23 protein-coding genes are annotated in these 22,931 nt (G+C 62.9%); 12 read left to right on the top strand and 11 right to left on the bottom strand.

The window, feature by feature from the left end; all coding sequences use genetic code 11:
* The first annotated feature begins 119 nt into the window (after positions 1 to 119).
* Genes coxB through JOY50_RS21200 form a run of 4 tightly spaced genes read left to right on the top strand, consistent with a single transcriptional unit; the run spans position 120 to position 4,361 of the window.
* Positions 120 to 1,247: a cytochrome c oxidase subunit II gene (coxB, locus tag JOY50_RS21215; RefSeq protein WP_019470362.1), complete on the top strand. Its 1,128-nt coding sequence runs from the start codon at positions 120 to 122 to the stop codon at positions 1,245 to 1,247.
* 43 nt (positions 1,248 to 1,290) lie between these two features.
* On the top strand, positions 1,291 to 2,880 hold the full coding sequence (gene ctaD, locus JOY50_RS21210) for a cytochrome c oxidase subunit I (RefSeq protein WP_016497403.1): 1,590 nt from the start codon (positions 1,291 to 1,293) through the stop codon (positions 2,878 to 2,880).
* Positions 2,881 to 2,890: 10 nt separating this feature from the next.
* On the top strand, positions 2,891 to 3,457 hold the full coding sequence (locus tag JOY50_RS21205; protein ID WP_016484257.1) for a cytochrome c oxidase assembly protein: 567 nt from the start codon (positions 2,891 to 2,893) through the stop codon (positions 3,455 to 3,457).
* A gap of 16 nt (positions 3,458 to 3,473) precedes the next feature.
* Positions 3,474 to 4,361 (top strand): cytochrome c oxidase subunit 3, encoded by an 888-nt coding sequence (locus tag JOY50_RS21200; protein WP_132846320.1) that lies wholly within the window; start codon positions 3,474 to 3,476, stop codon positions 4,359 to 4,361.
* A gap of 33 nt (positions 4,362 to 4,394) precedes the next feature.
* On the opposite strand, the gene JOY50_RS21195 is transcribed toward JOY50_RS21200, so the two are convergent.
* Positions 4,395 to 4,598: a twin transmembrane helix small protein gene (locus tag JOY50_RS21195; RefSeq protein WP_019470365.1), complete on the bottom strand. Its 204-nt coding sequence runs from the start codon at positions 4,596 to 4,598 to the stop codon at positions 4,395 to 4,397.
* A 51-nt stretch (positions 4,599 to 4,649) separates the two neighbouring features.
* On the opposite strand from JOY50_RS21195, the gene JOY50_RS21190 reads away from it, so the two are divergent.
* From JOY50_RS21190 to JOY50_RS21170, 5 genes are read left to right on the top strand one after another with little or no spacing between them, the layout of a single operon-like run.
* Complete coding sequence (locus JOY50_RS21190; protein ID WP_132846321.1) at positions 4,650 to 5,387, top strand: SURF1 family protein; 738 nt, start codon at positions 4,650 to 4,652, stop codon at positions 5,385 to 5,387.
* Positions 5,356 to 5,937, top strand: coding sequence for a hypothetical protein (locus JOY50_RS21185; protein WP_132846322.1), 582 nt, complete (start codon positions 5,356 to 5,358; stop codon positions 5,935 to 5,937). Before JOY50_RS21190 ends, JOY50_RS21185 begins: the two co-directional genes overlap by 32 nt.
* Before the next feature lie 9 nt (positions 5,938 to 5,946).
* Positions 5,947 to 7,026 carry a heme A synthase gene (locus tag JOY50_RS21180; RefSeq protein ID WP_132846323.1) on the top strand — a complete coding sequence of 360 codons (1,080 nt, stop codon included), beginning with the start codon at positions 5,947 to 5,949 and terminating at the stop codon, positions 7,024 to 7,026.
* Positions 7,011 to 7,904 carry a heme o synthase gene (cyoE, locus tag JOY50_RS21175; protein WP_132846324.1) on the top strand — a complete coding sequence of 298 codons (894 nt, stop codon included), beginning with the start codon at positions 7,011 to 7,013 and terminating at the stop codon, positions 7,902 to 7,904. The genes JOY50_RS21180 and cyoE overlap by 16 nt, the downstream gene beginning before the upstream one ends.
* A complete protein-coding gene (locus tag JOY50_RS21170; protein ID WP_019472426.1) occupies positions 7,901 to 8,533 on the top strand; it encodes an SCO family protein in 633 nt (210 codons plus the stop codon). The genes cyoE and JOY50_RS21170 overlap by 4 nt, the downstream gene beginning before the upstream one ends.
* A 57-nt stretch (positions 8,534 to 8,590) precedes the next feature.
* Here JOY50_RS21170 and JOY50_RS21165 read toward each other — a convergent pair whose 3' ends face one another.
* From JOY50_RS21165 to JOY50_RS21155, 3 genes are all read right to left on the bottom strand, one after another.
* Complete coding sequence (locus tag JOY50_RS21165) at positions 8,591 to 9,361, bottom strand: MetQ/NlpA family ABC transporter substrate-binding protein (RefSeq protein ID WP_016497410.1); 771 nt, start codon at positions 9,359 to 9,361, stop codon at positions 8,591 to 8,593.
* A 64-nt stretch (positions 9,362 to 9,425) separates the two neighbouring features.
* Positions 9,426 to 10,097 (bottom strand): methionine ABC transporter permease, encoded by a 672-nt coding sequence (locus JOY50_RS21160; RefSeq protein WP_012269918.1) that lies wholly within the window; start codon positions 10,095 to 10,097, stop codon positions 9,426 to 9,428.
* Positions 10,097 to 11,104 carry a methionine ABC transporter ATP-binding protein gene (locus JOY50_RS21155; RefSeq protein ID WP_016497411.1) on the bottom strand — a complete coding sequence of 336 codons (1,008 nt, stop codon included), beginning with the start codon at positions 11,102 to 11,104 and terminating at the stop codon, positions 10,097 to 10,099. Before JOY50_RS21155 ends, JOY50_RS21160 begins: the two co-directional genes overlap by 1 nt.
* Positions 11,105 to 11,331: 227 nt before the next feature.
* Between JOY50_RS21155 and katE the strand changes: the two genes are divergently transcribed.
* Positions 11,332 to 13,476, top strand: coding sequence for a catalase HPII (gene katE, locus JOY50_RS21150; protein ID WP_132846325.1), 2,145 nt, complete (start codon positions 11,332 to 11,334; stop codon positions 13,474 to 13,476).
* A 108-nt stretch (positions 13,477 to 13,584) separates the two neighbouring features.
* Here katE and JOY50_RS21145 read toward each other — a convergent pair whose 3' ends face one another.
* From JOY50_RS21145 to zur, 4 genes are all read right to left on the bottom strand, one after another.
* Complete coding sequence (locus JOY50_RS21145) at positions 13,585 to 14,292, bottom strand: PA5502 family lipoprotein (RefSeq protein ID WP_132846326.1); 708 nt, start codon at positions 14,290 to 14,292, stop codon at positions 13,585 to 13,587.
* 127 nt (positions 14,293 to 14,419) lie between these two features.
* Positions 14,420 to 15,202 (bottom strand): zinc ABC transporter permease subunit ZnuB, encoded by a 783-nt coding sequence (znuB, locus tag JOY50_RS21140; protein WP_019472431.1) that lies wholly within the window; start codon positions 15,200 to 15,202, stop codon positions 14,420 to 14,422.
* Positions 15,195 to 15,968, bottom strand: coding sequence for a zinc ABC transporter ATP-binding protein ZnuC (gene znuC / locus JOY50_RS21135; protein ID WP_012269923.1), 774 nt, complete (start codon positions 15,966 to 15,968; stop codon positions 15,195 to 15,197). The genes znuB and znuC overlap by 8 nt, the downstream gene beginning before the upstream one ends.
* On the bottom strand, positions 15,965 to 16,450 hold the full coding sequence (zur, locus tag JOY50_RS21130; RefSeq protein WP_019472432.1) for a zinc uptake transcriptional repressor Zur: 486 nt from the start codon (positions 16,448 to 16,450) through the stop codon (positions 15,965 to 15,967). The genes znuC and zur overlap by 4 nt, the downstream gene beginning before the upstream one ends.
* 18 nt (positions 16,451 to 16,468) lie before the next feature.
* On the opposite strand from zur, the gene JOY50_RS21125 reads away from it, so the two are divergent.
* Positions 16,469 to 17,425: a zinc ABC transporter substrate-binding protein gene (locus JOY50_RS21125; protein WP_132846328.1), complete on the top strand. Its 957-nt coding sequence runs from the start codon at positions 16,469 to 16,471 to the stop codon at positions 17,423 to 17,425.
* 209 nt (positions 17,426 to 17,634) lie between these two features.
* Here JOY50_RS21125 and JOY50_RS21120 read toward each other — a convergent pair whose 3' ends face one another.
* Both JOY50_RS21120 and JOY50_RS21115 read right to left on the bottom strand, forming a co-directional pair.
* Entirely contained in the window at positions 17,635 to 18,585 is a 951-nt protein-coding gene (locus JOY50_RS21120; RefSeq protein WP_138736664.1) for a homoserine kinase, read from the bottom strand.
* Positions 18,586 to 18,654: 69 nt separating this feature from the next.
* Complete coding sequence (locus JOY50_RS21115; RefSeq protein WP_019472435.1) at positions 18,655 to 18,942, bottom strand: DUF2782 domain-containing protein; 288 nt, start codon at positions 18,940 to 18,942, stop codon at positions 18,655 to 18,657.
* Positions 18,943 to 19,017: 75 nt separating this feature from the next.
* Here JOY50_RS21115 and polA point away from each other — a divergent pair, with 75 nt between their 5' ends.
* The gene (gene polA / locus JOY50_RS21110; protein ID WP_138736663.1) at positions 19,018 to 21,765 is read left to right on the top strand and encodes a DNA polymerase I; all 2,748 of its coding nucleotides are present in this window, start codon (positions 19,018 to 19,020) and stop codon (positions 21,763 to 21,765) included.
* 399 nt (positions 21,766 to 22,164) lie between these two features.
* On the opposite strand, the gene yihA is transcribed toward polA, so the two are convergent.
* Positions 22,165 to 22,797: a ribosome biogenesis GTP-binding protein YihA/YsxC gene (gene yihA / locus JOY50_RS21105; protein WP_132846331.1), complete on the bottom strand. Its 633-nt coding sequence runs from the start codon at positions 22,795 to 22,797 to the stop codon at positions 22,165 to 22,167.
* Between the last annotated feature and the right edge of the window lie 134 nt (positions 22,798 to 22,931).

The following is a 22,931-nucleotide window of genomic DNA, read 5'->3' as shown; positions in this document are numbered from 1 at the left end:
ATGAGGCCCGACTGCTTTTAGCAGGGGCTCGGTCGTCGAAGCCAGGTAGTCTTGACCGCCGTTCCCTCTTGCCGCAGGCCACGCCTCCGGGACAACAAGAATTAGAAGGGGAACCCGCAATGATGCGACATCCACATGTCTGGATGGGCCTCCTGTTGTGGTCGGTTTTTGGTCAGGCCAACGCCGCCTGGACCGTGAACATGCACCCGGGGGCGACGGAAGTTTCCAACGCCGTCTTCGACCTGCACATGACCATCTTCTGGATCTGCGTGATCATCGGCGTAGTTGTATTCGGCGCGATGTTCTGGTCCATGGTCGTCCACCGCCGCTCCACCGGCCAACAGGCCGCGCATTTCCACGAGCATACCTGGGTGGAAATCATGTGGACCGTGGTGCCCTTCCTGATTCTGGTGGTAATGGCCATCCCCGCCACCAAGACCCTGATCGACATCTATGATGCCAGCGAGTCGGACATCGACATCCAGGTCACCGGCTACCAGTGGAAGTGGCACTACAAATACCTGGGTCAGGATGTGGAGTTTTTCAGCAACCTGGCCACCCCCGCCGATCAGATTCACAACAAGGCCCCCAAGGACGAGCATTACCTGCTCGAAGTCGACCAGCCGCTGGTGCTGCCGGTGGGGGCCAAGGTGCGCTTCCTGGTGACCGCCGCCGATGTCATCCACTCCTGGTGGGTGCCGGCCTTCGCGGTCAAGCGCGACGCCATCCCCGGCTTTGTCAACGAAGCCTGGACCCGTATCGAAAAGCCCGGCATCTACCGCGGCCAGTGCACAGAGCTGTGCGGCAAGGACCACGGCTTCATGCCGGTGGTGGTGGAGGTCAAGTCCAAGGCCGACTACGACACCTGGCTGGGCGAACGCAAGGCTGAAGCCGCCAAGCTCAAGGAACTGACCAGCAAGGAGTGGACCCTGGAAGAGCTGGTGGAACGTGGCGACAAGGTCTACCACACCACCTGTGTGGCCTGTCACCAGGCCGAAGGCCAGGGCCTGCCGCCGATGTTCCCGGCGCTCAAGGGCTCGAAGATCGCCACCGGGCCGAAGGAAGGCCACCTGAGCATTGTCTTCCACGGCAAGCCCGGCACCGCCATGGCGGCGTTCGGCAAGCAGCTCTCGGAAGTCGACATTGCCGCCGTTGTCACCTACGAACGCAACGCCTGGGGCAATAACAAGGGCGACATGGTCACGCCGAAGGACGTGCTGGCGCTGAAGCAGGCAGAAGCCAAGTGAACCGGGTTACTCGCGGCAATCAATGGGTTGCAGGAGACAGGACATGAGCACAGTGATCGACGACCACGCCCACGGCCATGAGCACGCCCACGGCCCGGCCAAGGGCCTGATGCGCTGGGTGCTGACCACCAACCATAAAGACATCGGCACGATGTACCTGTGGTTCAGTTTCATCATGTTCCTGCTGGGTGGCTCGTTCGCCATGGTCATCCGGGCCGAGCTGTTCCAGCCGGGCTTGCAGATCGTGGAACCGGCGTTCTTCAACCAGATGACCACCATGCACGGCCTGATCATGGTGTTTGGCGCGGTGATGCCGGCCTTCGTCGGCCTGGCCAACTGGATGATCCCGTTGATGATCGGGGCGCCCGACATGGCCCTGCCGCGCATGAACAACTTCAGCTTCTGGTTGCTGCCGGCGGCCTTCCTGCTGCTGGTCTCGACCCTGTTCAGCCCGGGCGGCGGGCCGAACTTTGGCTGGACCTTCTACGCCCCGCTGTCCACCACCTATGCACCCGCCAGCGTCACCTTCTTCATCTTCGCCATCCACCTGATGGGCATCAGCTCGATCATGGGCGCGATCAACGTGATTGCCACCATCCTCAACCTGCGTGCGCCTGGCATGACCCTGATGAAGATGCCGCTGTTTGTCTGGACCTGGCTGATCACGGCCTTTCTGCTGATTGCGGTGATGCCGGTGCTGGCCGGTGTGGTGACCATGATGCTGATGGACATTCACTTCGGCACCAGTTTCTTCAGTGCCGCCGGTGGCGGTGACCCGGTGCTGTTCCAGCACGTGTTCTGGTTCTTCGGCCACCCCGAGGTGTACATCATGATCCTGCCGGCCTTTGGCGCGGTCAGCTCGATCATTCCGGCGTTCTCGCGCAAGCCGCTGTTCGGCTACACCTCCATGGTGTATGCCACCGGCGCCATTGCTTTCCTGTCGTTCATCGTCTGGGCCCACCACATGTTCGTGGTCGGCATCCCGGTAGTCGGTGAGCTGTTCTTCATGTACGCCACCATGCTGATTGCCGTGCCCACCGGGGTGAAGGTGTTCAACTGGGTCAGCACCATGTGGGAAGGCTCGCTTACCTTCGAAACGCCGATGCTGTTCGCCATCGCCTTCGTCATCCTGTTCACCATCGGCGGTTTCTCCGGGCTGATGCTGGCCATCGCCCCGGCGGACTTCCAGTACCACGACACCTACTTCGTGGTGGCGCACTTCCATTACGTGCTGGTGCCCGGGGCGATCTTCGGCATCTTTGCCTCGGCCTACTACTGGCTGCCGAAATGGACCGGTCACATGTACGACGAAACCCTCGGCAAGCTGCACTTCTGGCTGTCGTTCATCGGCATGAACATGGCCTTCTTCCCCATGCACTTCGTAGGGCTGGCCGGCATGCCACGGCGCATCCCCGACTACAACCTGCAGTTCGCCGACTTCAACATGGTGTCGTCCATCGGTGCGTTCATGTTCGGCGCCACGCAGATCTTCTTCCTGTTCATCGTCATCAAGTGCATCCGCGGCGGGGCGCCGGCACCGGCCAAGCCCTGGGATGGCGCCGAGGGCCTGGAGTGGTCGATCCCCTCACCTGCGCCCTACCACACCTTCCAGACACCACCGGAAGTGAAATAGGAAACCCGCCATGAACGGCCTGTCGCTGAAACGCCTGGTAACGCGCCTGCTGATGCTGACGGTGGTGATGTTCGCCTTCGGCTTCGCCCTGGTGCCGATCTATGACGTGATGTGCAAGGCCTTTGGCATCAACGGCAAGACCGGTGGGCAATACGAAGGCAGCCAGGTCAGCGACCCGTCCCGTTCGGTGCGGGTGCAGTTCATGTCGACCAATGCCAGTGACATGGTCTGGGACTTCTACTCCACGGCTGACCAACTGGAGGTCAACCCGGGGGCGGTGAACCAGATGATTTTCGTCGCGCACAACCCGACCGACCGGCCCATGAGCGCGCAAGCCATACCCAGCATCACCCCGGCCGAGGCCGCGGCGTACTTCCACAAGACCGAGTGCTTCTGCTTTACCCAGCAGGTGCTGCAGCCCGGCGAACGCATCGAGATGCCGGTGCGCTTCATCGTCGACCGCGACCTGCCGGCCAGCGTGAAGCACCTGACACTGGCCTACACCTTGTTCGACATCACCGCTCGCCACCCGCCGGTCGCGCATGTTGCGGCCCAGGACGTCCAGGGCGCCCGTTAAGGGAAGGAGAACAGCAATGGCAAGTCACCAGCACTATTACGTTCCGGCGCAGAGCAAGTGGCCGATCATCGCCACCATCGGCATGTTCATCACGGTGTTCGGCCTGGGCACCTGGTTCAACGACATGAAGGCCGGGCACCCGGATTCGCACGGGCCGCTGATCTTCTTCGTGGGGGCGTTGTTTCTGGCCTACATGCTGTTCGGCTGGTTTGGCGCAGTGGTCAAGGAGAGCCGTGCGGGGTTGTACAGCCCGCAGCTGGACCGCTCGTTCCGCTGGGGCATGAGCTGGTTCATCTTTTCTGAAGTCATGTTCTTCCTGGCCTTCTTCGGTGCACTGTTCTACGTGCGCGTGCTTGCGGGGCCGTGGCTGGGGGGGGAAGGGGCCAAAGGTGTTGCGCACATGCTGTGGCCGACTTTCGAGTTCACCTGGCCGCTGCTGCACACGCCCGACCCGAAACTGTTCCCGCCGCCCAAAGAAGTGATCGACCCGTGGCACCTGCCACTGATCAACACCATCTTGCTGGTCAGTTCCAGTGTGACCATCACCATCGCCCACCACGCCCTGCGCCGTGATCACCGTGGCCCGCTGAAATTCTGGATGGCGCTGACCATCCTGCTGGGCGTCAGCTTCATTGCGTTGCAGGCCTTCGAGTATTACGAGGCCTATACCAAGCTGGGGCTGACGTTGGGGTCGGGGATTTATGGCGCGACGTTCTTCATGCTCACCGGCTTCCACGGCGCCCACGTGACCTTGGGCACGATCATCCTGATCGTGATGTTCGTGCGCATTTTGCGCGGGCATTTCAACCCGGAAAAACACTTCGGCTTCGAGGCAGCCAGCTGGTACTGGCACTTCGTCGACGTGGTGTGGGTGGGGTTGTTCATCTTTGTGTATGTGCTGTAGGGCCAATCGCCGGCAAGCAAAACAAGTGCAGTTTCAGAAAGGCGCGTGTGAGACCAGCTGACCGCTGAGCAAACCCCAGGCGACCAGGCCAATGGTCAGGGCCGCCAGGGTCACCCGCACGGTCAGTGCCTTCAGCAGGCGGGTCGAGTTTTCGTCGTCCTTGACCAGAAACACCAAGCCACTGAACAGGCTGGCGATGGTGGCCAACAGCATCAGGACAATCGCGGCCTTGAGCATGGCGCTACTCCGGGGGGATGCGGTGATGTGGATAAGTATAGCGAGGCGCCCGTGAGGCCGTTTCGCCCAGGCTGGATACCGACCCTGGTGGTGCTTGCACTGCTGCCAGGGCTGATTGCGCTTGGCTGCTGGCAACTGGGCCGCGCCGAGGAAAAGCGCGTGCTGCTGGCCACTTATGCCGAACGGCGGATCGAGGCGCCGATCGCCGCCGCCCAGCTCGCATCAGACGAAGACAATGCCTTCCGCCGTGTGCACCTGTACGGCCGCTTCGACGCCGGGCATAGCGTGCTCCTCGACAACCGCATGCGCGATGGCCAAGCCGGTGTCGAACTGCTGCAACCCTTCCATGACCAGACCAGTGGCCAGTGGCTGCTGATCAACCGCGGCTGGCTGCCATGGCCGGACCGCCGCGTGCCGGTGCATTTCGATACCCCTGCACAGGCCTTGGCACTGGACGCTTCGGTGTATGTATCGCCCGGCAGCACGTTCCAGCTGCATCCCGACCCTGAAGGCGGGCAATGGCCGCACCTGCTCACTGCCGTTGATGCCGCGCAGCTATGGCCGGCGCTGGGCCGCGAAGGCTTTGCCCATGAGTTGCGCCTGGAGCCCGGCCCGGCGGCCTACCGCCTGGACTGGTCGGTTGTCGCCATGGGCCCGGAAAAACACCTGGGCTACGCCGTGCAGTGGTTTGCCCTGGCGGGTGCACTGGTTCTGCTTTACCTCTATTTCGGCTGGCACCACAACAAGGAGAAACGCCATGGCCACCGCCACTCCACTGGACGTGCCTGAACGTAGCAAACCCAGAGCCCGCGGGCGTTTGCAGCTTTTGCTGATCCTGCTGGTGGTGCTCGGGCCGATGATTCTGGCCACCAGCATGTACAAGCTGAAGTTCTGGGTGCCGGAAGGCCGCAGTTACCACGGCGCCATGATCGGCAATGGTGAAACCCGCACCGATATCGGCGTGGCAGGCCAGGACCAGCGTTGGCAGTTGCTGGTCAGTGCGCCCGAAGCCTGTGCCGAGGACTGCCAGCGCCTGGTGTACCTGGCCCGGCAGATCCAGGTGGGCCTGGGCCGCGACGCCAGCCGTGCCAGCCATGCACTGGCCACAGCCCAGCCGCTGAGCGCCGACTACGAGGCGCTGCTGGGCCGCGATTACCCGCAGCTGCAACGCTACCCGCTGGATGCCCCGCGCTACCTGCAGAAGGTAGGCGAGCCTGGCCCGCAACTGTGGATCGTTGACCCCCACGGCAACCTGGTGCTGCGTTACGACGGCAAGGCCAACGGCAAGCATGTGCTGGATGACCTGCGCCACCTGCTCAAGCTGTCCAACATCGGCTAGGAGCCTGCCATGGCCAGACCTGGATTCCGCATTGCTGTGTTCGCCACCCTGTTGGCACTGCTGGTTGTCCTGCTCGGTGCCTATACCCGCCTGACCCATGCCGGCCTCGGCTGCCCCGACTGGCCAGGGTGCTATGGCTTCATCAGCGTGCCCAAGAGCGAGGCCCAGCTTGCCCATGCCGAGCTGCACTTCCCCGATCACCCGGTGGAAGAGGCAAAGGGCTGGGCGGAAATGGTCCATCGCTATTTCGCCGGTACCTTGGCCATGGTGATTGCCCTGCTCGCCTACCAGGCGCTGCGCCGGCATGCCCGCGATGGCCAACCCTATCGCCTGCCGGTGCTGTTGCTGGGTGTGGTGCTGGCCCAGGCGGCTTTCGGCATGTGGACGGTCACCCTGAAGCTGTGGCCGCAGGTGGTCACGGCGCATTTGCTGGGCGGCTTCACCACCCTGAGCTTGCTATTCCTGTTGTCACTGCGTCTATCCCGGGCCTTTGCACCCTTGCCGAAACTGCCGCTGAGCCTGCGCCGGATCGCTGCGCTGGCGCTGTTGGTGGTGGTCGGCCAGATCGCCCTGGGCGGCTGGGTCAGTGCCAACTATGCAGCGGTCGCCTGCATCGACCTGCCGACCTGTCACGGCCAGTGGTGGCCCGCGGCGGACTTCAGCAATGGCTTCCACCTGACCCAGCACGTCGGCCCCAATTACCTGGGCGGGCAACTGGACAGTGATGCCCGCACGGCCATCCACATCAGCCACCGCCTGGGCGCGCTACTGGTGACTTGCGTGCTGCTGATGCTGAGCTGGAAGCTGTACCGCTGTGGCCTGCCCGGCCTGGCACGGCTGGTGCTGCTGGCGCTGGCCCTGCAAGTGGGCCTGGGCATCAGCAACGTGGTGTTTCACCTGCCGCTGGCGGTAGCGGTTGCGCACAATGCCGGCGGGGCACTGTTGTTGCTGAGCATGGTGCTGGTGAACTACCGCATTCGAGTGGTCGACAAGGTACGCGTGGGTGTCGGCCAAGGCTGGCGCCTGCGACCGGTGGCCGGCGTGGGCATCTCCCATCACATGAGGAACGACTCGTGGCGACGCTTCTGAGCGCACGGTGGGCCAGCTGGCGCGATTACCTGGAGCTGACCAAGCCCAAGGTGGTGGTACTGATGCTGATCACCTCGCTGGCGGGCATGTTCCTGGCCACACGTGCGGGTGTCGGCTGGGGTGTGCTGCTGTTCGGCAACCTGGGCATCGGCCTGTGCGCTGGCGCGGCGGCGGTGGTGAACCATGTGGTGGACCGGCGCATCGATGCACTGATGGCCCGTACCCACAAGCGGCCGCTGGCCCAAGGCCGGGTCGAGCCGCTACCGGCGTTGTTGTTCGCCCTGGCCCTGGCGCTATTGGGTATGGTCCTGCTGCTGGTGTTCACCAACGCCCTCACTGCCTGGCTGACCCTGGCCTCATTGCTCGGTTATGCGGTGCTCTACACCGGCTTTCTCAAACGCGCCACGCCACAGAACATCGTCATCGGCGGCTTGGCCGGCGCCGCCCCGCCGTTGCTCGGCTGGGTCGCGGTAAGCGGCCATGTCAGCGCCGAACCCTTGCTGCTGGTGCTGATCATCTTCGCCTGGACCCCGCCGCACTTCTGGGCGCTGGCCATCCACCGCAAGGAAGAGTACGCCAAGGCCGATATCCCGATGCTGCCGGTGACCCACGGGGAGCGCTACACCAAGCTGCATATCCTGCTGTATACCCTGATACTGCTGGCGGTGAGCCTGCTGCCGTATGCCATCCACATGAGCGGCCCGCTGTACCTGGCCTGTGCCCTGGCGCTGGGCCTGCGCTTCCTGCAATGGGCCTGGGTGTTGTACCGTGGCACCCGGCCGCACGCGGCGATCGGCACCTTCAAGTACTCTATCGGCTACCTGTTCGCGCTGTTCATCGCGTTGCTCCTCGACCACTACCTGCTGCTGAGCCTATGACCCGAACCCAGAAAACCGTCTTCATTCTCGTCGCCCTGGTCGCGTTGATCCTGGGCCTGACCGTCAACAAGGTGCTCAATGGCCGCGACCAGCCCAACCCTGCCGAGTTGATCGACGCCGGCATCATTCTGCTGCCGCAGAGCCGCAGCGTGGCCGACGTGACCATGACCAACCAGGATGGGCAGCCGGTGCAGCTGGATGACCTGAAAGGCAAATGGTCGCTGTTGTTCTTTGGCTACACCTACTGCCCGGACATCTGCCCGACCACCCTGGCCCAGTTGCGTCAGGTGAAGAGCGAGCTGCCCAAGGAAGCCGTCGACCGGCTGCAGGTGGTGCTGGTGAGCGTGGACCCGAACCGCGACACGCCGAACCAGCTGAAGCAGTACCTGGGGTATTTCGACAAGGACTTTGTCGGGGTGGCGGGGTCGATCGAGGATACCCAGAAGCTGGCCAATGCCTTGAGCATTCCGTTCATTCCGGCGGATACCAGCAAGCCGGGGTATACCGTGGATCACAGCGGTAACCTGGCGGTAGTCGGGCCGGACGGGCGTCAGCGTGGGTTCATTCGTGCGCCGTTCAACAACCAGAAGCTGGTGGCGCAGTTGCCTGGGCTGGTTAAACGGGATTGATGGGGCATTAAAAGCTTCGCGGGCACGCCCGCGAAGAATCCAGCGCGATTGTTCGGCTTAGAACGCCGGGACCACAGCGCCTTTATATTTCTCGATGATGAACTGCTTCACTTCAGGCGAGTGCAGCGCAGCCGCCAGTTTCTTCATGTCTTCCGAATCCTTGTTGTCCGGGCGGGCAACCAGGATGTTCACGTAAGGCGAGTCGCTGCCTTCGATGGCCAGCGCGTCTTTTTCCGGGTTCAGCTTGGCTTCCAGCGCGTAGTTGGTGTTGATCAGGGCAGCATCGACCTGGGTCAGTACGCGCGGGATGGTGGCGGCTTCCAGCTCACGGAACTTCACGTTTTTCGGGTTCTCGGCAACATCCTTCACGGTGGACAGGATGTTCTTGTTGTCCTTGAGCTTGATCACACCGGCCTTGTCCAGCAGCAGCAGGGCGCGGCCGCCGTTGGTGGCGTCGTTGGGGATGACCACGGTGGCGCCGGACGACAACTCGTCGAGCTTCTTGATCTTGGTGGAATACACGCCCAGCGGCTCGATGTGCACGCCGGCCACGCTGACCAGGTTGGTGCCCTTGGCCTTGTTGAACTCATCCAGGTACGGCTGGTGCTGGAAGAAGTTGGCGTCCAGGCGCTTTTCGGCAACCTGTACGTTCGGCTGGATGTAGTCGGTGAATTCCTTGACCTTCAGCTCCACGCCTTCTTTCGCCAGTTGCGGTTTGACGAAGTTGAGGATTTCGGCGTGCGGCACCGGGGTGGCGGCAACGGTCAGGGTATCGGCGTGGGCCGAGAAGGCCGCAACAGCGGCAGCAACAGCAAGCAGCTTCTTCATTGATCACTCCTTGTGAGGGCCGCGACGGCCCCCGAACGGGTCGGCCAGGCCGACCCCATTGGGGTTACTTACGGGAAAAATGCACGACCAGTTTGTCGCCCACGCTCTGCAGTACTTGAACCAGTACCAGCAGCAGTACCACGGTCACTACCATCACATCGGTCTGGAAACGCTGGTAACCGAAGCGGATAGCCAGGTCGCCCAAGCCACCGGCACCCACCACACCGGCCATGGCGGTGTACGAAACCAGGGTGATGGCGGTGACGGTAATGGCCGCGAAGATACCCGGACGGGCCTCCGGCAGCAGCGCACTGGTGATGATCTGGCGGGTGGTGGCGCCCATCGACTGGGTAGCCTCGATGATGCCGCGGTCCACTTCACGCAGGGCGGTTTCCACCAGGCGCGCGAAGAACGGCGTGGCACCCACCACCAGCGGCGGGATGGCGCCGGCAACGCCCAGCGAGGTGCCGGTGATCAACACGGTGAACGGAATCATCACGATCAGCAGGATGATGAACGGCAGCGAGCGCAGGATGTTGACCACCAGCGACAGCAGCGCGTACACGCCCTTCTGTTCGAACATCTGCTTTGGCCCGCAGAGGAACAGCAGCACACCCAGTGGCAGGCCCAGCAGCACGGTGAAGAACAGCGAGCCGAACAGCATGATCATGGTGTCGATGGTGGCCAGCCAGATTTCGGCCCAGTCGACGTTGGCAAAGAAATTAAGGGCGTCCATCAACGCAGTACCTCCATATGTACGTCAGCTGCCTTGAAGCGGGCGAACGCCGCTTCCATGTCACCGCCGATCAGGGCGAGGGTGAGCTGGCCATAGGGGACATCCTTGATGCGGTCGATACGCCCGGCGAGGATGCTGTAGTCCACACCGGTTTCGCGGGCCACGGTGCCCAGCAGCGGCGCGTAGGTGGCGTCGCCCTGGAAGGTCAGGCGCACGATGCGGCCCGGTACGTGGGCAAAGTCGTCGCGTTGCTCGCCTTCGTCGACCTGCTCGTCCTCCTGGACGAAGCGCTTGGTAGTGGGGTGCTGCGGGTGCAGGAACACATCGGCCACCGAGCCTTGCTCGACGATCTGGCCGGCGTCCATCACTGCCACGCAGTCGCAGACACGGCGGATCACGTCCATCTCGTGGGTGATCAGCACGATGGTCAGCTTCAGCTCACGGTTGATTTCGGCCAGCAGTTGCAGGACCGAGGCCGTGGTTTGCGGGTCGAGCGCACTGGTGGCCTCGTCGCACAGCAGGATCTTCGGGTTGGTGGACAGGGCGCGGGCGATACCGACACGCTGCTTCTGGCCGCCGGACAGCTGCGCCGGGTACTTTTTGGCGTGGTCTTGCAGGCCGACACGGGCCAGCAGCTCGGTGACGCGCTTGTCGATTTCGCTGCGCGACAGCTCACCGGCCAGGGTCAGTGGCAGGGCGACGTTGTCGGCGACGGTCTTGGAGGCCAGCAGGTTGAAGTGCTGGAAAATCATCCCGACCTGCTGACGGAAGCCGCGCAGCTGGCTGGCGTTGAACGCGGTGACGTCTTCGCCGTCGACGATGATCTTGCCGCCGGAGGGTTCTTCAAGGCGGTTGATCAGGCGCAGCATGGTGCTTTTGCCGGCGCCGGAATGGCCGATCAGGCCGAACACCTGGCCATCTTCGATGGTCAGGCTGGTCGGATTCAGTGCGGGGATTTCCCTACCGGCAACGCGGTAGGTCTTATGTACCTGTTGGAACTCGATCACGTAGCGAACCTTGTGGGGCGCATTGAAATTTGGGTCAGCGGTTAGCTGGGGTCGCGCATTTTAGCCTTTTCCCATAGCTGTTCTTAGCATTTATTTCGTAATGCACCAATCCTTCGGGCATATCGCGACAACTGGTAATCAAGATTGAACGCTCGGCAACGCCCTCCAGTCACTACTTGGACAAGCCCTGAACGGGCACGCCTTAAGACTGATGAGGAGAGCCGATCATGCCCAGCAAGAAAACGGACGCGCCCAAGCAGAGCGAAGCCGCCGGCACCCAGACCCCTGACCGGGCCAATACCAACGCCAAGCTGCAAAGCCTGGAGGCCGACCGCAGCGATGCGACCGGGCATGCGCTGCGTACCAACCAAGGCGTGCGCATCGCTGACAACCAGAACACCCTGAAGGCGGGTGACCGCGGGCCCTCGCTGCTTGAAGACTTCATCATGCGCGAGAAGATCACCCACTTCGACCATGAACGGATCCCCGAGCGCATCGTGCACGCACGCGGTACCGGGGCCCACGGGTTCTTTCAGAGCTATGGCAACCACGCGGAACTGACGAAGGCGGGCTTCCTGCAGGACCCGGAAAAGATCACCCCGGTTTTCGTGCGCTTTTCCACGGTGCAGGGCCCACGCGGTTCTGGCGACACGGTGCGCGATGTGCGGGGCTTTGCCGTCAAGTTTTACACCGACGAAGGCAATTTCGACCTGGTCGGCAACAACATGCCGGTGTTTTTCATCCAGGATGCCATCAAGTTTCCCGATTTTGTCCACGCGGTAAAGCCAGAGCCACACAACGAGATACCTACCGGCGGCTCGGCGCATGACACCTTCTGGGACTTTGTCTCGCTGGTGCCGGAGTCGGCCCACATGGTCATGTGGGCCATGTCGGACCGCGCCATCCCGCGCAGCCTGCGAATGATGGAAGGCTTTGGCGTGCACACCTTCCGCCTGATCAATGCCGAGGGTGTGGCCAGCTTCGTCAAGTTTCACTGGAAGCCGAGCCAGGGCGTGCATTCGCTGCTGTGGGACGAAGCCCAGAAACTGGCGGGCAAGGACACCGACTTCCAGCGCCGTGACCTGTGGGAAGCCATTGAAACCGGCGACTACCCGGAATGGGAGCTGGGCGTGCAGATTGTGCCGGAGGCTGACGAACACAAGTTCGACTTCGACCTGCTGGACCCGACCAAGATCATTCCCGAAGAACTGGTACCCGTTACCCCGCTGGGCAAGATGGTGCTGAACCGCAACCCGGACAACTTCTTTGCCGAGGTCGAGCAGGTTGCCTTCTGCCCTGGCCATATCGTGCCGGGTATCGACTTCACCAATGACCCACTGCTGCAGGGCCGGCTGTTCTCCTATACCGACACGCAACTGAGCCGGCTGGGCGGGCCGAACTTCCACCAGATCCCGATCAACCGCCCTGTGGCGCCCAACCACAACAACCAGCGCGACGCTTTGCACCAGCACATCGTGCACAGGGGCCGTGCCTCGTATGAGCCGAACTCCATCGACGGCGGCTGGCCGAAGGAAACGCCACCCGCGGCACAGGACGGCGGATTCGAGAGCTTCCAGGAACGCATTGATGCGCACAAGATTCGCCAGCGCAGCGAGTCGTTCGGCGACCATTTCTCGCAAGCGCGGTTGTTCTTCCAGAGCATGAGCCCGACAGAGCAACAGCACATCATCAAGGCCTACAGCTTCGAGCTGGGCAAGGTCGAGCGCGAGGCCATTCGTGCCCGTGAGGTGAACGAAATCCTGGCCAACATCGACCTCAAGCTGGCGGCCGCCGTAGCCGCCAACCTGGGGCTGCCGGCACCCAAGGCGGGCACCGTTCAGGTGAAAGGCAGCAAGCTTGCCGAGTCCCCGGCATTGAGCCAGATGAACCATCCCGGGGTTGTCGGCATCAAGGGGCGCAAGATAGCCGTGCTGCTGGCCGATGGCGTGGATGCCGGCAGTGTCGACCGGCTGGTCAAGGCGCTTGAGGCGCACAGCGCGCGCATTTTGCTGCTTGGGCCAACTTCGGCGCCGGTCAAGGCTGCCGACGGCAAGGCGCTGCCAGTGGATGCCTCGATGGAGGGCATGCCGTCGATCATGTTCGACGGGGTGCTGGTACCGGCCGGCAAGGCCGCACTGGATGCGCTGGGGGCGAGTGGTCTGGCCAAGCACTTCCTGCTCGAAGCCTACAAGCACCTGAAGGCGATCGGCTTTGCCACAGAGGGCAAGGTGCTGGTGGACGCGCTGGGCCTGAAGGAGGACAAGGGGCTGTTGCTGGGCGATGACCAGAAGACGCTGGACGCTTTCGTCAAAGCGGTCGAGGGGCATCGGGTGTGGGAGCGTGAAGCTGCTGCGCAGGCTGTGCCGGCCTAGGGCTGTTTCGCACCCCATCGCGACACAAGGCCGCTCCTACAGGAGATTGCATTCCCTTGTAGGAGCGGCCTTGTGTCGCGAAAGGGGCGCGCAACGCTCCCAGTGTTTTCAGCGCTGATGCGGTACCAGAACCACCTGCGCCGGCAGCGAGCGCTGGATTTCATGCTTTTGCTTCAGCTGGAACCCACTGTCGATCTTGCGCACGCGCTTCTCCAGCAAGTTCTTCAGCCACGGCGCATCGTCGGTACGTGGCACCTGGAACACCACTTCGCAGTCATAGCTCACCACATCGGCAGCAATGTCATCGAGCTGGCGGCGCATGGCACGGCTGTCAGTGGTCTTCAACGCCACCACCGTGCTTGGCGCTGTTGGGTCTATGATGCGTGCCGTGGGCTTGGCTTCGGCGGCTTTCAAGGCAGCCTCCGCCTTCTCCAGCTCGGCCTTGCGTGCCTGGGACAGCGGATCGCCACCGGTTACGGCCGGGGCTTGCGGCATCAATGCACGGGCACGGGCCAGGGCGGTGGCGGCCGCGTTCACATCGCCCTTTTGCAAGACGATCTGGCTGCGTTGCAGATAGGCTTCAGCCAACTGACGCTGGTATTGCTCCAGGCGTGCGTCATCCGGCGACTGGGCCTGCAGGGCTGCCAGCTGGTCTTCGGCGGTGGCCAGCTCGTTGCTGGCGATGTTTTGTTGCAACTGCTGCCAGGCATCGGCTTGGGCAGGTGCGGTGGCCTGTTCGACCGGCGCGCTGGAACAGGCAGCCAGGAACAGGGAAAACGCGGCAACAAGCAGATAACGGGAGGCGAACGGCTTCATTCCTGCGACTCTCTATTTGCGCAAAAAGCGAGCAAGTCTACACCCAGGTGCGCACGCTCGAAAACAGGTCTTACAGACCCTTTACCCGGCAAAAGGTTGCAAGGCGTGCCTGCACACGCCCTGTCTCTCAGCGTTTCGGCAGGGCCAGGCTCAGCAAGAATAGCACCGCCGCGCACACCACGATCGACGGGCCTGCGGGTGTGTCCTTGAACCAGGACATGGCCAGCCCACCGCAGACGGCGATAACGCCCAACAGGCTGGCGCCCAGGGCCATCTGCTCGGGGGAGCGGGCGTGACGCTGCGCCGCGGCCGCGGGGATGATCAACAGCGAGGTGATCAGCAGCACACCGACGATCTTCATGGCCACGGCAATCACCACCGCAATCAGCAGCATCAGTGCCAGGCGCAGGCCGGCCACCGGCAGGCCTTCGACCATGGCCAGTTCTTCGTGCACGGTAACCGCCAGCAGCGGCCGCCACAGCGCGGCCAGTAGCAGCAGCACTAGCGCACTGCCGCCCAGGATCCAGGCCAGGTCGGTGGTGCTGATGGCCAGCAGGTCGCCGAACAGGTAGGCCATCAGGTCGATGCGCACATCGTGCATGAAGCTCAGTACCACCAGGCCCAGCGACAGGGTGCTGGGGGCGAGAATGCCGAGCAGGGTATCGGACGCCAGCGGTTGCCTTTGCTGCAAGGTGACCAGCAGGATCGCCAGCAGCAGGCAGCCGATGGTAACTGCCAGCGCCGGGCTGACATCCAGGGCAAAGCCCAGGGCTACGCCGAGCAGGGCGGCGTGGGACAGGGTGTCGCCAAAATAGGCCATGCGTCGCCACACCACGAAGGAGCCCAGCGGGCCGGCCACCAGCGCCAGGGACAAACCGGCAAGCAAGGCGTAGAGAAGAAAATCAGCCATGCTTGCAGTGCTCTCCGTGAACATGGGTGCCAGGGGCGACCACCGAACCGTGCAGGTCGTGGCTGTGGTCGTGGTGGTGGTGGTAGATGGCCAGGCTCGGCGCAGTCTGGCCAAACAGTTCGACGAACGCCGGGTCGCCGCTGACCTGCTCGGGGTGGCCCGAGCAGCACACGTGACGGTTCAGGCATACCACCTGATCGGTGGCGCTCATCACCAGGTGCAGGTCGTGGGAAACCATCAGCACGCCGCAACCATGGCGATCACGCAGGCGGGTGATGAGGTTGTACAGCTCGGTCTGGCCGACCACGTCCACGCCCTGCACCGGCTCGTCGAGCACCAGCAACTGGGGTTCGCGCAGCAGGGCGCGGGCCAGCAGCACGCGTTGCATCTCGCCACCGGAAATGGTCTGGATCGGGCTGTCGATGACCTGTTCGGCGCCCACTTCCTGTAGCGCCGACAAGGCTGCTGCGCGGTCTACGCCGGGCACCAGGCGCAGGAAACGCAGCACCGACAGCGGCAGCGTGGCATCGACCTGAATCTTTTGCGGCATGTAGCCAATGCGCAGCTTCGGCTTGCGCCATACCTTGCCGCGGTGCGGCTTGAGTAGCCCGAGTACGGCGCGCACCAGGGTCGTCTTGCCCGCCCCGTTTGGGCCGATCAGGGTGACGATCTGGCCGGGGGCGACCGACAGGTCGATGCTGTCGAGCACCGCCTCGCCGCCAAAGGTGACGCCGACCTGCTCCAGGCGGATCAGGGCATCGCTCATGCCGCGCTCCGGCAGCTGCCGCACAGGCCGACCACTTCGACGGTCTGCGTCTCGACCGTGAAGCCCACGCCTTTGGCGCTGTTGATGATGGCGTCGCTGATGCTGCTCTGCTCCAGCTCGATGGCCACATGGCAGGCCCGGCAAATCAGGAACTGGCCCTGGTGCACGTGTTCGGGGTGGCTGCAGCCGATGAAGGCGTTGAGCGAGGCAATGCGGTGCACCAGGCCGTTTTCCAGCAGGAAGTCCAGTGCGCGGTACACCGTGGGCGGGGCGGCACGGCGGCCATCCTGCTCGCTCAGCACGGCGAGGATGTCGTAGGCGCCCAGCGGCTTGTGGCTTTGCCACACCAGCTCCAGCACACGGCGGCGCAGCGCGGTCAGGCGCAAGCCCTGGCGGGTGCACAAGGCGTCGGCTTCAGCCAGTGCGCTGTGTACGCAATGGGAATGATCGTGAGGACGGTTGGCCAGCGGCGTGATGGACATGGGCAGCGACGGTTCTGGATGGAGACGTTATTATGTTACCTGTTTCTGACGACTCGAGTATCCACCGTGTCCCGATTCCTAGCTCTGTTTGTCGCTTTCATCGCATTTTCTGCCCAGGCCGATGTGCGTGTGCTCACCAGTATCAAGCCCCTGCAGCAGATTGCCGCCGCCGTGCAGGATGGCGTTGGCAGCCCTGACGTGTTGCTGCCGCCAGGCGCCTCGCCGCACCACTATGCATTGCGCCCGTCCGATGTGCGGCGGGTGGGTGATGCCGACCTGCTGTACTGGATCGGCCCGGACATGGAGAACTTCCTGCCGCGGGTGCTGGCAAGCCGCAGCAAGGCCACGGTGGCTGTGCAGTCGCTTGAAGGCATGAAGCTGCGCCACTTTGGCGAGGACAGCCATTCCCATGAGGAAGAAGACCACGACGACCATGACCACGATCACCGTCCAGGCAGCCTGGATGCGCATTTGTGGTTATCGTCGGTCAACGCGCGGGTAATCGCGGCAAAAATGGCGGCTGACCTGGCACAGGTCGACCCGGCTAACGCGGCTCGGTACCAGAGCAACCTGAAGGCCTTCGATGAGCGGCTGGATGCGTTGGATGGACGTATCAAGGCGCGGGTGGCCGGTATTGCCGACAAGCCGTACTTCGTGTTCCACGAAGCGTTCGATTATTTCGAGGCTGAATATGGCTTGAAGCACACCGGGGTGTTCAGCGTGGCGTCCGAGGTGCAGCCGGGGGCGCAGCATGTGGCGGCCATGCGCAAACGCCTGCAGGAAGTGGGTAAGACCTGTGTGTTCAGCGAACCGCCGCTGCGGCCGCGTTTGGCCGAGACTTTGACTGCCGGGCTGCCGGTGCGTTTGGCTGAGCTGGATGCACTGGGTGGCACCGACCCGGTGGATGGCAAGGGTTACGAGCGCTTGCTGGAGAGGCTGGGTGGTGAGCTGGCGGGGTGCCTGGAACAGCTGTAAGCCTGCACCGGCCCCTTCGCGGGTGAACCCGCTCCCACAGGGATAACACAGACTTAGAGGTTGTCGTTGTGCCTGTGGGGGAATGGGAACAGATGTACGCCTGCACCGGCCCCTTCGCGGGCATGCCCGCTCCCACAGGGACTAAACAAACCTCAAGGTTGTCGGTGTACCTGTGGGAGCGGGTTTACCCGCGAAGAAGCAGACGCGGTCTAGAGGGCGAACGGCAGGTGCAAGGCCACTTGCTGGCGCTGCGCCAGGCGCACTTCGAACTCGCTCGGGTCATGGATCATCACATCCATCCCGGCAAACGACTCGGCCGCAATCAGGCGCGACAGCCAGAAGCGCACGCAGCCTACCCGCAACATTTCCGGCCACAGCTCGGCTTCGGCCGCCGTGAACGGCCGCAGCGCTGCATAGGCTGCCAGCAATGCCTGGGCACGCGGTACATCCACCGCGCCCTTCTCATCCAGGCACCAGTCGTTCACGGTGATGGCGATGTCATACAGCATCGGCCCGGAGCAGGCGTTGTAGAAGTCGATCACGCCGGTCAGGTGAGTGCCTTCGAACATCACGTTGTCGCGGAACAGGTCGGCATGCAGGTTGGCCCGTGGCAACGCGAGGATCTGTGCCTTGTGCGCGGTGATTTCATCCAGCGCCGGCTGCAGCAGTGCAACTTGCTCGGCGGACAGGCGTGGCAGCAGCTCGGCACCCGAGGCCAGCATCCAGTCCAGGCCACGGTCGGTGCGGCGCTCGATGATGTGCTCGCGGGTGGCCAGGTGAATGTGCGCCAGCAGCTCGCCGACCTGGGCGCAGTGCTGGTTGTTGGGCGCCTTGATGTGCTTGCCCGACAGCCGTGGCTGCAGCAGCGCCGGCTTGCCGCACAGCTCGCGCAGGCCGTTGCCGTCGCGATCCCGAATGGCGTAGGGCACAGGCATGTCGGCGTCGTGCAGGGTGTCGAGCAGTTCGATGAAGAACGGCATGTCCTCGCTTGGCCCACGCTCGATCAGCGTCAGGACGAACTCCCCCTGTTCGAGGCTGACGAAGAAATTGCTGTTCTCGGTGCCGGCGGCAATGCCCTGGAAGTCGAGCAGACGGCCCAGCTCATACGGTGCCAGAAAGGTTTCCAGCTCAGGCCGGGTCACGGGGGTGAAGACTGACATGATGAAAATTTGCCCATACGGGCACTTCCGCCGGGAAGTGCCGGGTTGATGTGAACGGTGCGCGTCAGATTACCACTCGAAGATCTTCCAGGACGGAATCAGCATGTCCGGCTGGTCGGATCGAATGAAATTGGCATCAGTGCCATCAGCGCGCACCAGAAAATAAGGCTTGCCGTTTTTCGGCGTGATTTTGATCGCATACAGGAAGCCGTTCTGCCGGTACTCCTGGATGGTTTTGTCGCCTTCCGTGCGAATGGTCACCTCGGGATCGGCCGAGGGGGCGTCATCCGCCGCCAGGGTGACGACTGGCGTGGTTGCCAACAGGCCGAGCAGTAACAGGCGATTGAGTGCACGCATGATAACCTAGTCCCTTTGTCGTCAATGATTCTGGCTATTCTAGCGCCGGACCCGTCGAAAAGGTTGATTCTGCTCATGAGCCAAGCCCCCCTCGTCCTGGTGGACGGTTCCTCCTACCTGTACCGCGCCTTCCACGCGCTGCCGCCGCTGACCACGTCCAAGGGCATGCCGACCGGTGCGGTGAAGGGTGTGCTGAACATGCTTAAGAGCTTGCGCAAGCAGTACCCGGACAGCCTGTTCGCGGTGGTGTTCGACGCCAAGGGCGGCACCTTCCGTGATGCCATGTTCGCAGAGTACAAGGCCAACCGCCCAAGCATGCCTGACGACCTGCGTGTGCAGGTCGAGCCACTGCATGCCAGCGTGAAGGCGCTGGGCTATCCGCTGCTGTGCGTCGAGGGTGTCGAAGCCGACGACGTCATCGGGACCCTGGCGCGCAGCGCTGCCGCCCAGGGCCGCCCGGTGATCATCTCGACCGGTGACAAGGACATGGCTCAGCTGGTGGACGGGCACATTACCTTGGTCAACACCATGACCGGTAGCGTACTGGACGTGGCTGGCGTGCACGAGAAATTTGGCGTCGGCCCGGAACATATCATCGACTTCCTGGCCCTGATGGGTGACAAGGTCGACAACATCCCAGGCGTCCCCGGCGTTGGCGAAAAAACTGCGGTGGGCCTGCTGACCGGTATCGGCGGCGGCCTCAGCGATCTGTATGCGAACCTGGACAAGGTGCCGGCACTGGCCATTCGCGGCGCCAAGACCCTGCCGGCCAAGCTTGAAGAACACCGGGACGCGGCATTCCTGTCCTACGAACTGGCCACTATCAAGGTCGATGTGCCGCTGGATGTCGAAGTTGATGCACTGGTGTGCGGTGAGCCTGACCGCGAAGCGCTGCAAGCGCTGTACACCGAGATGGAATTCAAGAGTTGGGTTGCCGAGGTGCAGCGAGACGCCGCAAGGGCTGGTGAGGATGTTGCGCCGGTCGAAGAGCCGGCGGCCAAGGTCGAGCCGAAGTACGAAACCATTCTTGACCAAGCCCGTTTCGACGCCTGGCTAGAAAAGCTTCGCCAGGCGCCGCTGTTCGCCTTCGATACCGAAACAACCGGCCTGGATGCCCAGAAGGCGCAGCTGGTTGGCCTGTCGTTCGCTGTCGCGCCCCATGAGGCGGCTTATGTGCCGTTGGCCCACGACTATGAAGGCGCACCGGCCCAGCTGGACCGCGAGACCGTATTGCTGGCACTGAAACCGCTGCTGGAAGACCCGGCCAAGGCCAAGGTCGGGCAGAACGCCAAGTACGACATCAATATCCTCGCCAACGGCTCGCCCGCCATCGAAATGCGCGGTGTGGCCTACGACACCATGCTCGAATCGTACGTGCTGAACTCCACCGCCACCCGTCACGACATGGACAGCCTGGCGCAGAAGTACCTCGGCCACACCACCATTGCCTTCGAGGACATCGCCGGCAAAGGCACCAAGCAGCTCACCTTCAACCAGATCCACCTGGACAAGGCCGGCCCCTACGCTGCCGAAGATGCCGACATCACCCTGCGCCTGCACCAGGCGTTGCAGGCGCGCCTGGCACAGACGCCGAGCGTGCAGCCGGTGCTGACGGACATCGAGATGCCGCTGGTGCCGGTGCTGGCCAAGATCGAGCGCCAGGGTGCGCTGGTCGATGCCGCACTGCTGCACATACAGAGCGGTGAACTGGGCGTGAAGATGGCCGAGCTGGAGCTGCGTGCTTACGAGTTGGCCGGTGAGGAATTCAACCTTGGCTCGCCCAAGCAGCTGGGTTCGATCCTTTACGACAAGCTGGGCATGCCGGTGCTGAGCAAGACCGCCAAGGGCCAGCCATCCACCGCCGAAGCCGTGCTGGATGAACTGGCCCTGCTCGGTTATCCACTGCCTGAGGTACTGATGCAGTACCGCAGCCTGAGCAAGCTCAAGAGCACCTACACCGACAAGCTGCCGGGCCAGATCAACCCGCGCACCGGGCGTATCCACACCTCCTATCAGCAGGCAGTGGCGGCTACCGGCCGGCTGTCGTCGAGCGACCCGAACCTGCAGAACATTCCGATTCGTACCGCCGAAGGCCGGCGTATCCGCCAGGCGTTCATCGCCAGCCCGGGCTACAAACTGCTGGCGGCGGACTACTCGCAGATCGAGCTGCGCATCATGGCCCACCTGGCCAAGGACGAAGGCTTGCTGCACGCCTTCCGCAACGACCTTGACGTACACCGGGCGACGGCGGCGGAAGTGTTCAGCGTGGCCCTGGAAGACGTCACCACCGACCAGCGCCGCAAGGCCAAGGCCATCAACTTCGGCCTGATCTACGGGATGAGCGCCTTCGGCCTGGCCAAGCAGATCGGCGTCGACCGCAAACAGTCGCAGGACTACATCGACCGCTATTTCGCCCGCTACCCGGGCGTATTGGCCTACATGGAGCGCACCCGTGCGCAGGCGGCCGAACAAGGGTTTGTCGAAACCCTGTTTGGCCGTCGGCTGTACCTGCCAGACATCAACGCCAAGAACCCGGCCCTGCGCAAAGGCGCCGAGCGTACGGCGATCAACGCGCCGATGCAGGGCACTGCCGCGGACATCATCAAGCGAGCCATGGTCAATGTGGATAACTGGTTGAGCGAGAGCGGGCTGGATGCCCGGGTGATCCTGCAGGTACACGATGAACTGGTACTGGAGGTGCGTGAGGACCTGGTGCAGCAGGTGAAAGATGAAATTCGCCAGTACATGAGCCAGGCCGCGCAGCTGGATGTGCCGCTGCTGGTGGAAGCAGGAATCGGCGCGAATTGGGACGAAGCTCACTGATTGATCAGGTAAAGCTGTGTAGGATCTGCGACGGAGTGACGCGGATCCTGGCACTGCTCAGTGCCGTGGGTGCTGAAGTTTCATGAAACTATCGCAAATAGTTTTCAGGCCTTCGGAACTAAAGTGGTGAAGCGGAACTCAGAGTAACTGAATGGCTGGTGAAGCCCTTCGATGCTCCTATGTTGTGTTAAGTGTTGGCAGATATCTGGACCCCGCCCTAGCGGTCCGGACTTGGACCCCGAACTTCCCCCTCCCCATACGAAGTCCGGGGTTTTTTTTGCCCGGAATTTGGGTCGACCGTACCGGCCTCATCGCCGGCAAGCCAGCTCCCACAGGGGTATCACTTCCCTTGAGTCCTGTGTTGAACCTGTGGGAGCTGGCTTGCCGGCGATAGGGCCCTCAAACAGCAGGCTTGTCTTCCAGCTCCATCCAGCCCGCCAGCACGCGGTAGGCGTCTTCCACGCCCAGGCGCTTGGGTGCCGAGAACAGCTGGATGGTCACGCCATCGCCCCAGCCCTTGCGGATTTCCGACTGCACTTTCAGCAGGGTGTTCTTGCCCGCGCCGTGGGTCAGCTTGTCGGCCTTGGTCAGCAGGATGTGCATGGGCATGCGGCTGGCCTTGGCCCAGTCGAGCATCATCTTGTCGAAGTCGGTCATCGGGTGGCGCACGTCCATCATCAGGATCACGCCGCGCAGGCACTCACGGCTGCCCAGGTAGGCTTCCAGGTGTTTTTGCCAGTGCTGCTTGAGCGGGATCGGCACTTTCGCATAACCGTAGCCCGGCAGGTCGACCAAACGCCGTTCATCGTCCAGACTGAAGAAATTCAACAGCTGGGTGCGCCCCGGGGTTTTCGAGGTACGCGCCAGGCTGGCATGGGTCAGGGTGTTGAGGGCGCTGGATTTGCCGGCGTTGGAGCGGCCGGCAAAAGCCACCTCGTAACCCTGGTCGTCCGGGCATTGTTCGACCTTGGCAGCGCTGAGGGCGAATGTGGCTTTCTGGCAGAGGCCGAGGATGGGGTTCTTGACTTGCATGGGATATCCGATGTGGGTGTTGCCTGACTCTGAAGGCCCGAGCCTGGCAAGCGGTGTCGTTTCCGTTTGGATGGCGGAAGTATATAATGCCCCAGTTTTTGTGTGCTCATTCTCCCAGCGAAGGGGAACGGGCA

The sequence above is a fragment of the Pseudomonas sp. BP01 genome, from assembly GCF_022760795.1.
Classification (GTDB): domain Bacteria; phylum Pseudomonadota; class Gammaproteobacteria; order Pseudomonadales; family Pseudomonadaceae; genus Aquipseudomonas; species Aquipseudomonas putida_Q.
The sequence above is the reverse complement of the archived record's forward strand: the minus strand, read 5'-3'. Positions and strand labels throughout refer to the sequence as shown.

What these genes read in the sequence shown, in the direction of transcription:
- katE (WP_132846325.1), top strand. Translation starts at nt 11,332, where the DNA reads ATGCCCAGCAAGAAAACGGACGCGCCCAAGCAGAGCGAAGCCGCCGGC.
- JOY50_RS21195 (WP_019470365.1), bottom strand. Translation starts at nt 4,598, where the DNA reads ATGCTCAAGGCCGCGATTGTCCTGATGCTGTTGGCCACCATCGCCAGC.
- JOY50_RS21185 (WP_132846322.1), top strand. Translation starts at nt 5,356, where the DNA reads ATGGCCACCGCCACTCCACTGGACGTGCCTGAACGTAGCAAACCCAGA.
- zur (WP_019472432.1), bottom strand. Translation starts at nt 16,450, where the DNA reads ATGTCCATCACGCCGCTGGCCAACCGTCCTCACGATCATTCCCATTGC.
- JOY50_RS21200 (WP_132846320.1), top strand. Translation starts at nt 3,474, where the DNA reads ATGGCAAGTCACCAGCACTATTACGTTCCGGCGCAGAGCAAGTGGCCG.
- JOY50_RS21170 (WP_019472426.1), top strand. Translation starts at nt 7,901, where the DNA reads ATGACCCGAACCCAGAAAACCGTCTTCATTCTCGTCGCCCTGGTCGCG.
- JOY50_RS21180 (WP_132846323.1), top strand. Translation starts at nt 5,947, where the DNA reads ATGGCCAGACCTGGATTCCGCATTGCTGTGTTCGCCACCCTGTTGGCA.
- JOY50_RS21145 (WP_132846326.1), bottom strand. Translation starts at nt 14,292, where the DNA reads ATGAAGCCGTTCGCCTCCCGTTATCTGCTTGTTGCCGCGTTTTCCCTG.
- znuB (WP_019472431.1), bottom strand. Translation starts at nt 15,202, where the DNA reads ATGGCTGATTTTCTTCTCTACGCCTTGCTTGCCGGTTTGTCCCTGGCG.
- polA (WP_138736663.1), top strand. Translation starts at nt 19,018, where the DNA reads ATGAGCCAAGCCCCCCTCGTCCTGGTGGACGGTTCCTCCTACCTGTAC.
- JOY50_RS21125 (WP_132846328.1), top strand. Translation starts at nt 16,469, where the DNA reads ATGGAGACGTTATTATGTTACCTGTTTCTGACGACTCGAGTATCCACC.
- ctaD (WP_016497403.1), top strand. Translation starts at nt 1,291, where the DNA reads ATGAGCACAGTGATCGACGACCACGCCCACGGCCATGAGCACGCCCAC.
- JOY50_RS21160 (WP_012269918.1), bottom strand. Translation starts at nt 10,097, where the DNA reads ATGGACGCCCTTAATTTCTTTGCCAACGTCGACTGGGCCGAAATCTGG.
- JOY50_RS21115 (WP_019472435.1), bottom strand. Translation starts at nt 18,942, where the DNA reads ATGCGTGCACTCAATCGCCTGTTACTGCTCGGCCTGTTGGCAACCACG.
- coxB (WP_019470362.1), top strand. Translation starts at nt 120, where the DNA reads ATGATGCGACATCCACATGTCTGGATGGGCCTCCTGTTGTGGTCGGTT.
- JOY50_RS21165 (WP_016497410.1), bottom strand. Translation starts at nt 9,361, where the DNA reads ATGAAGAAGCTGCTTGCTGTTGCTGCCGCTGTTGCGGCCTTCTCGGCC.
- JOY50_RS21120 (WP_138736664.1), bottom strand. Translation starts at nt 18,585, where the DNA reads ATGTCAGTCTTCACCCCCGTGACCCGGCCTGAGCTGGAAACCTTTCTG.
- yihA (WP_132846331.1), bottom strand. Translation starts at nt 22,797, where the DNA reads ATGCAAGTCAAGAACCCCATCCTCGGCCTCTGCCAGAAAGCCACATTC.
- JOY50_RS21205 (WP_016484257.1), top strand. Translation starts at nt 2,891, where the DNA reads ATGAACGGCCTGTCGCTGAAACGCCTGGTAACGCGCCTGCTGATGCTG.
- znuC (WP_012269923.1), bottom strand. Translation starts at nt 15,968, where the DNA reads ATGAGCGATGCCCTGATCCGCCTGGAGCAGGTCGGCGTCACCTTTGGC.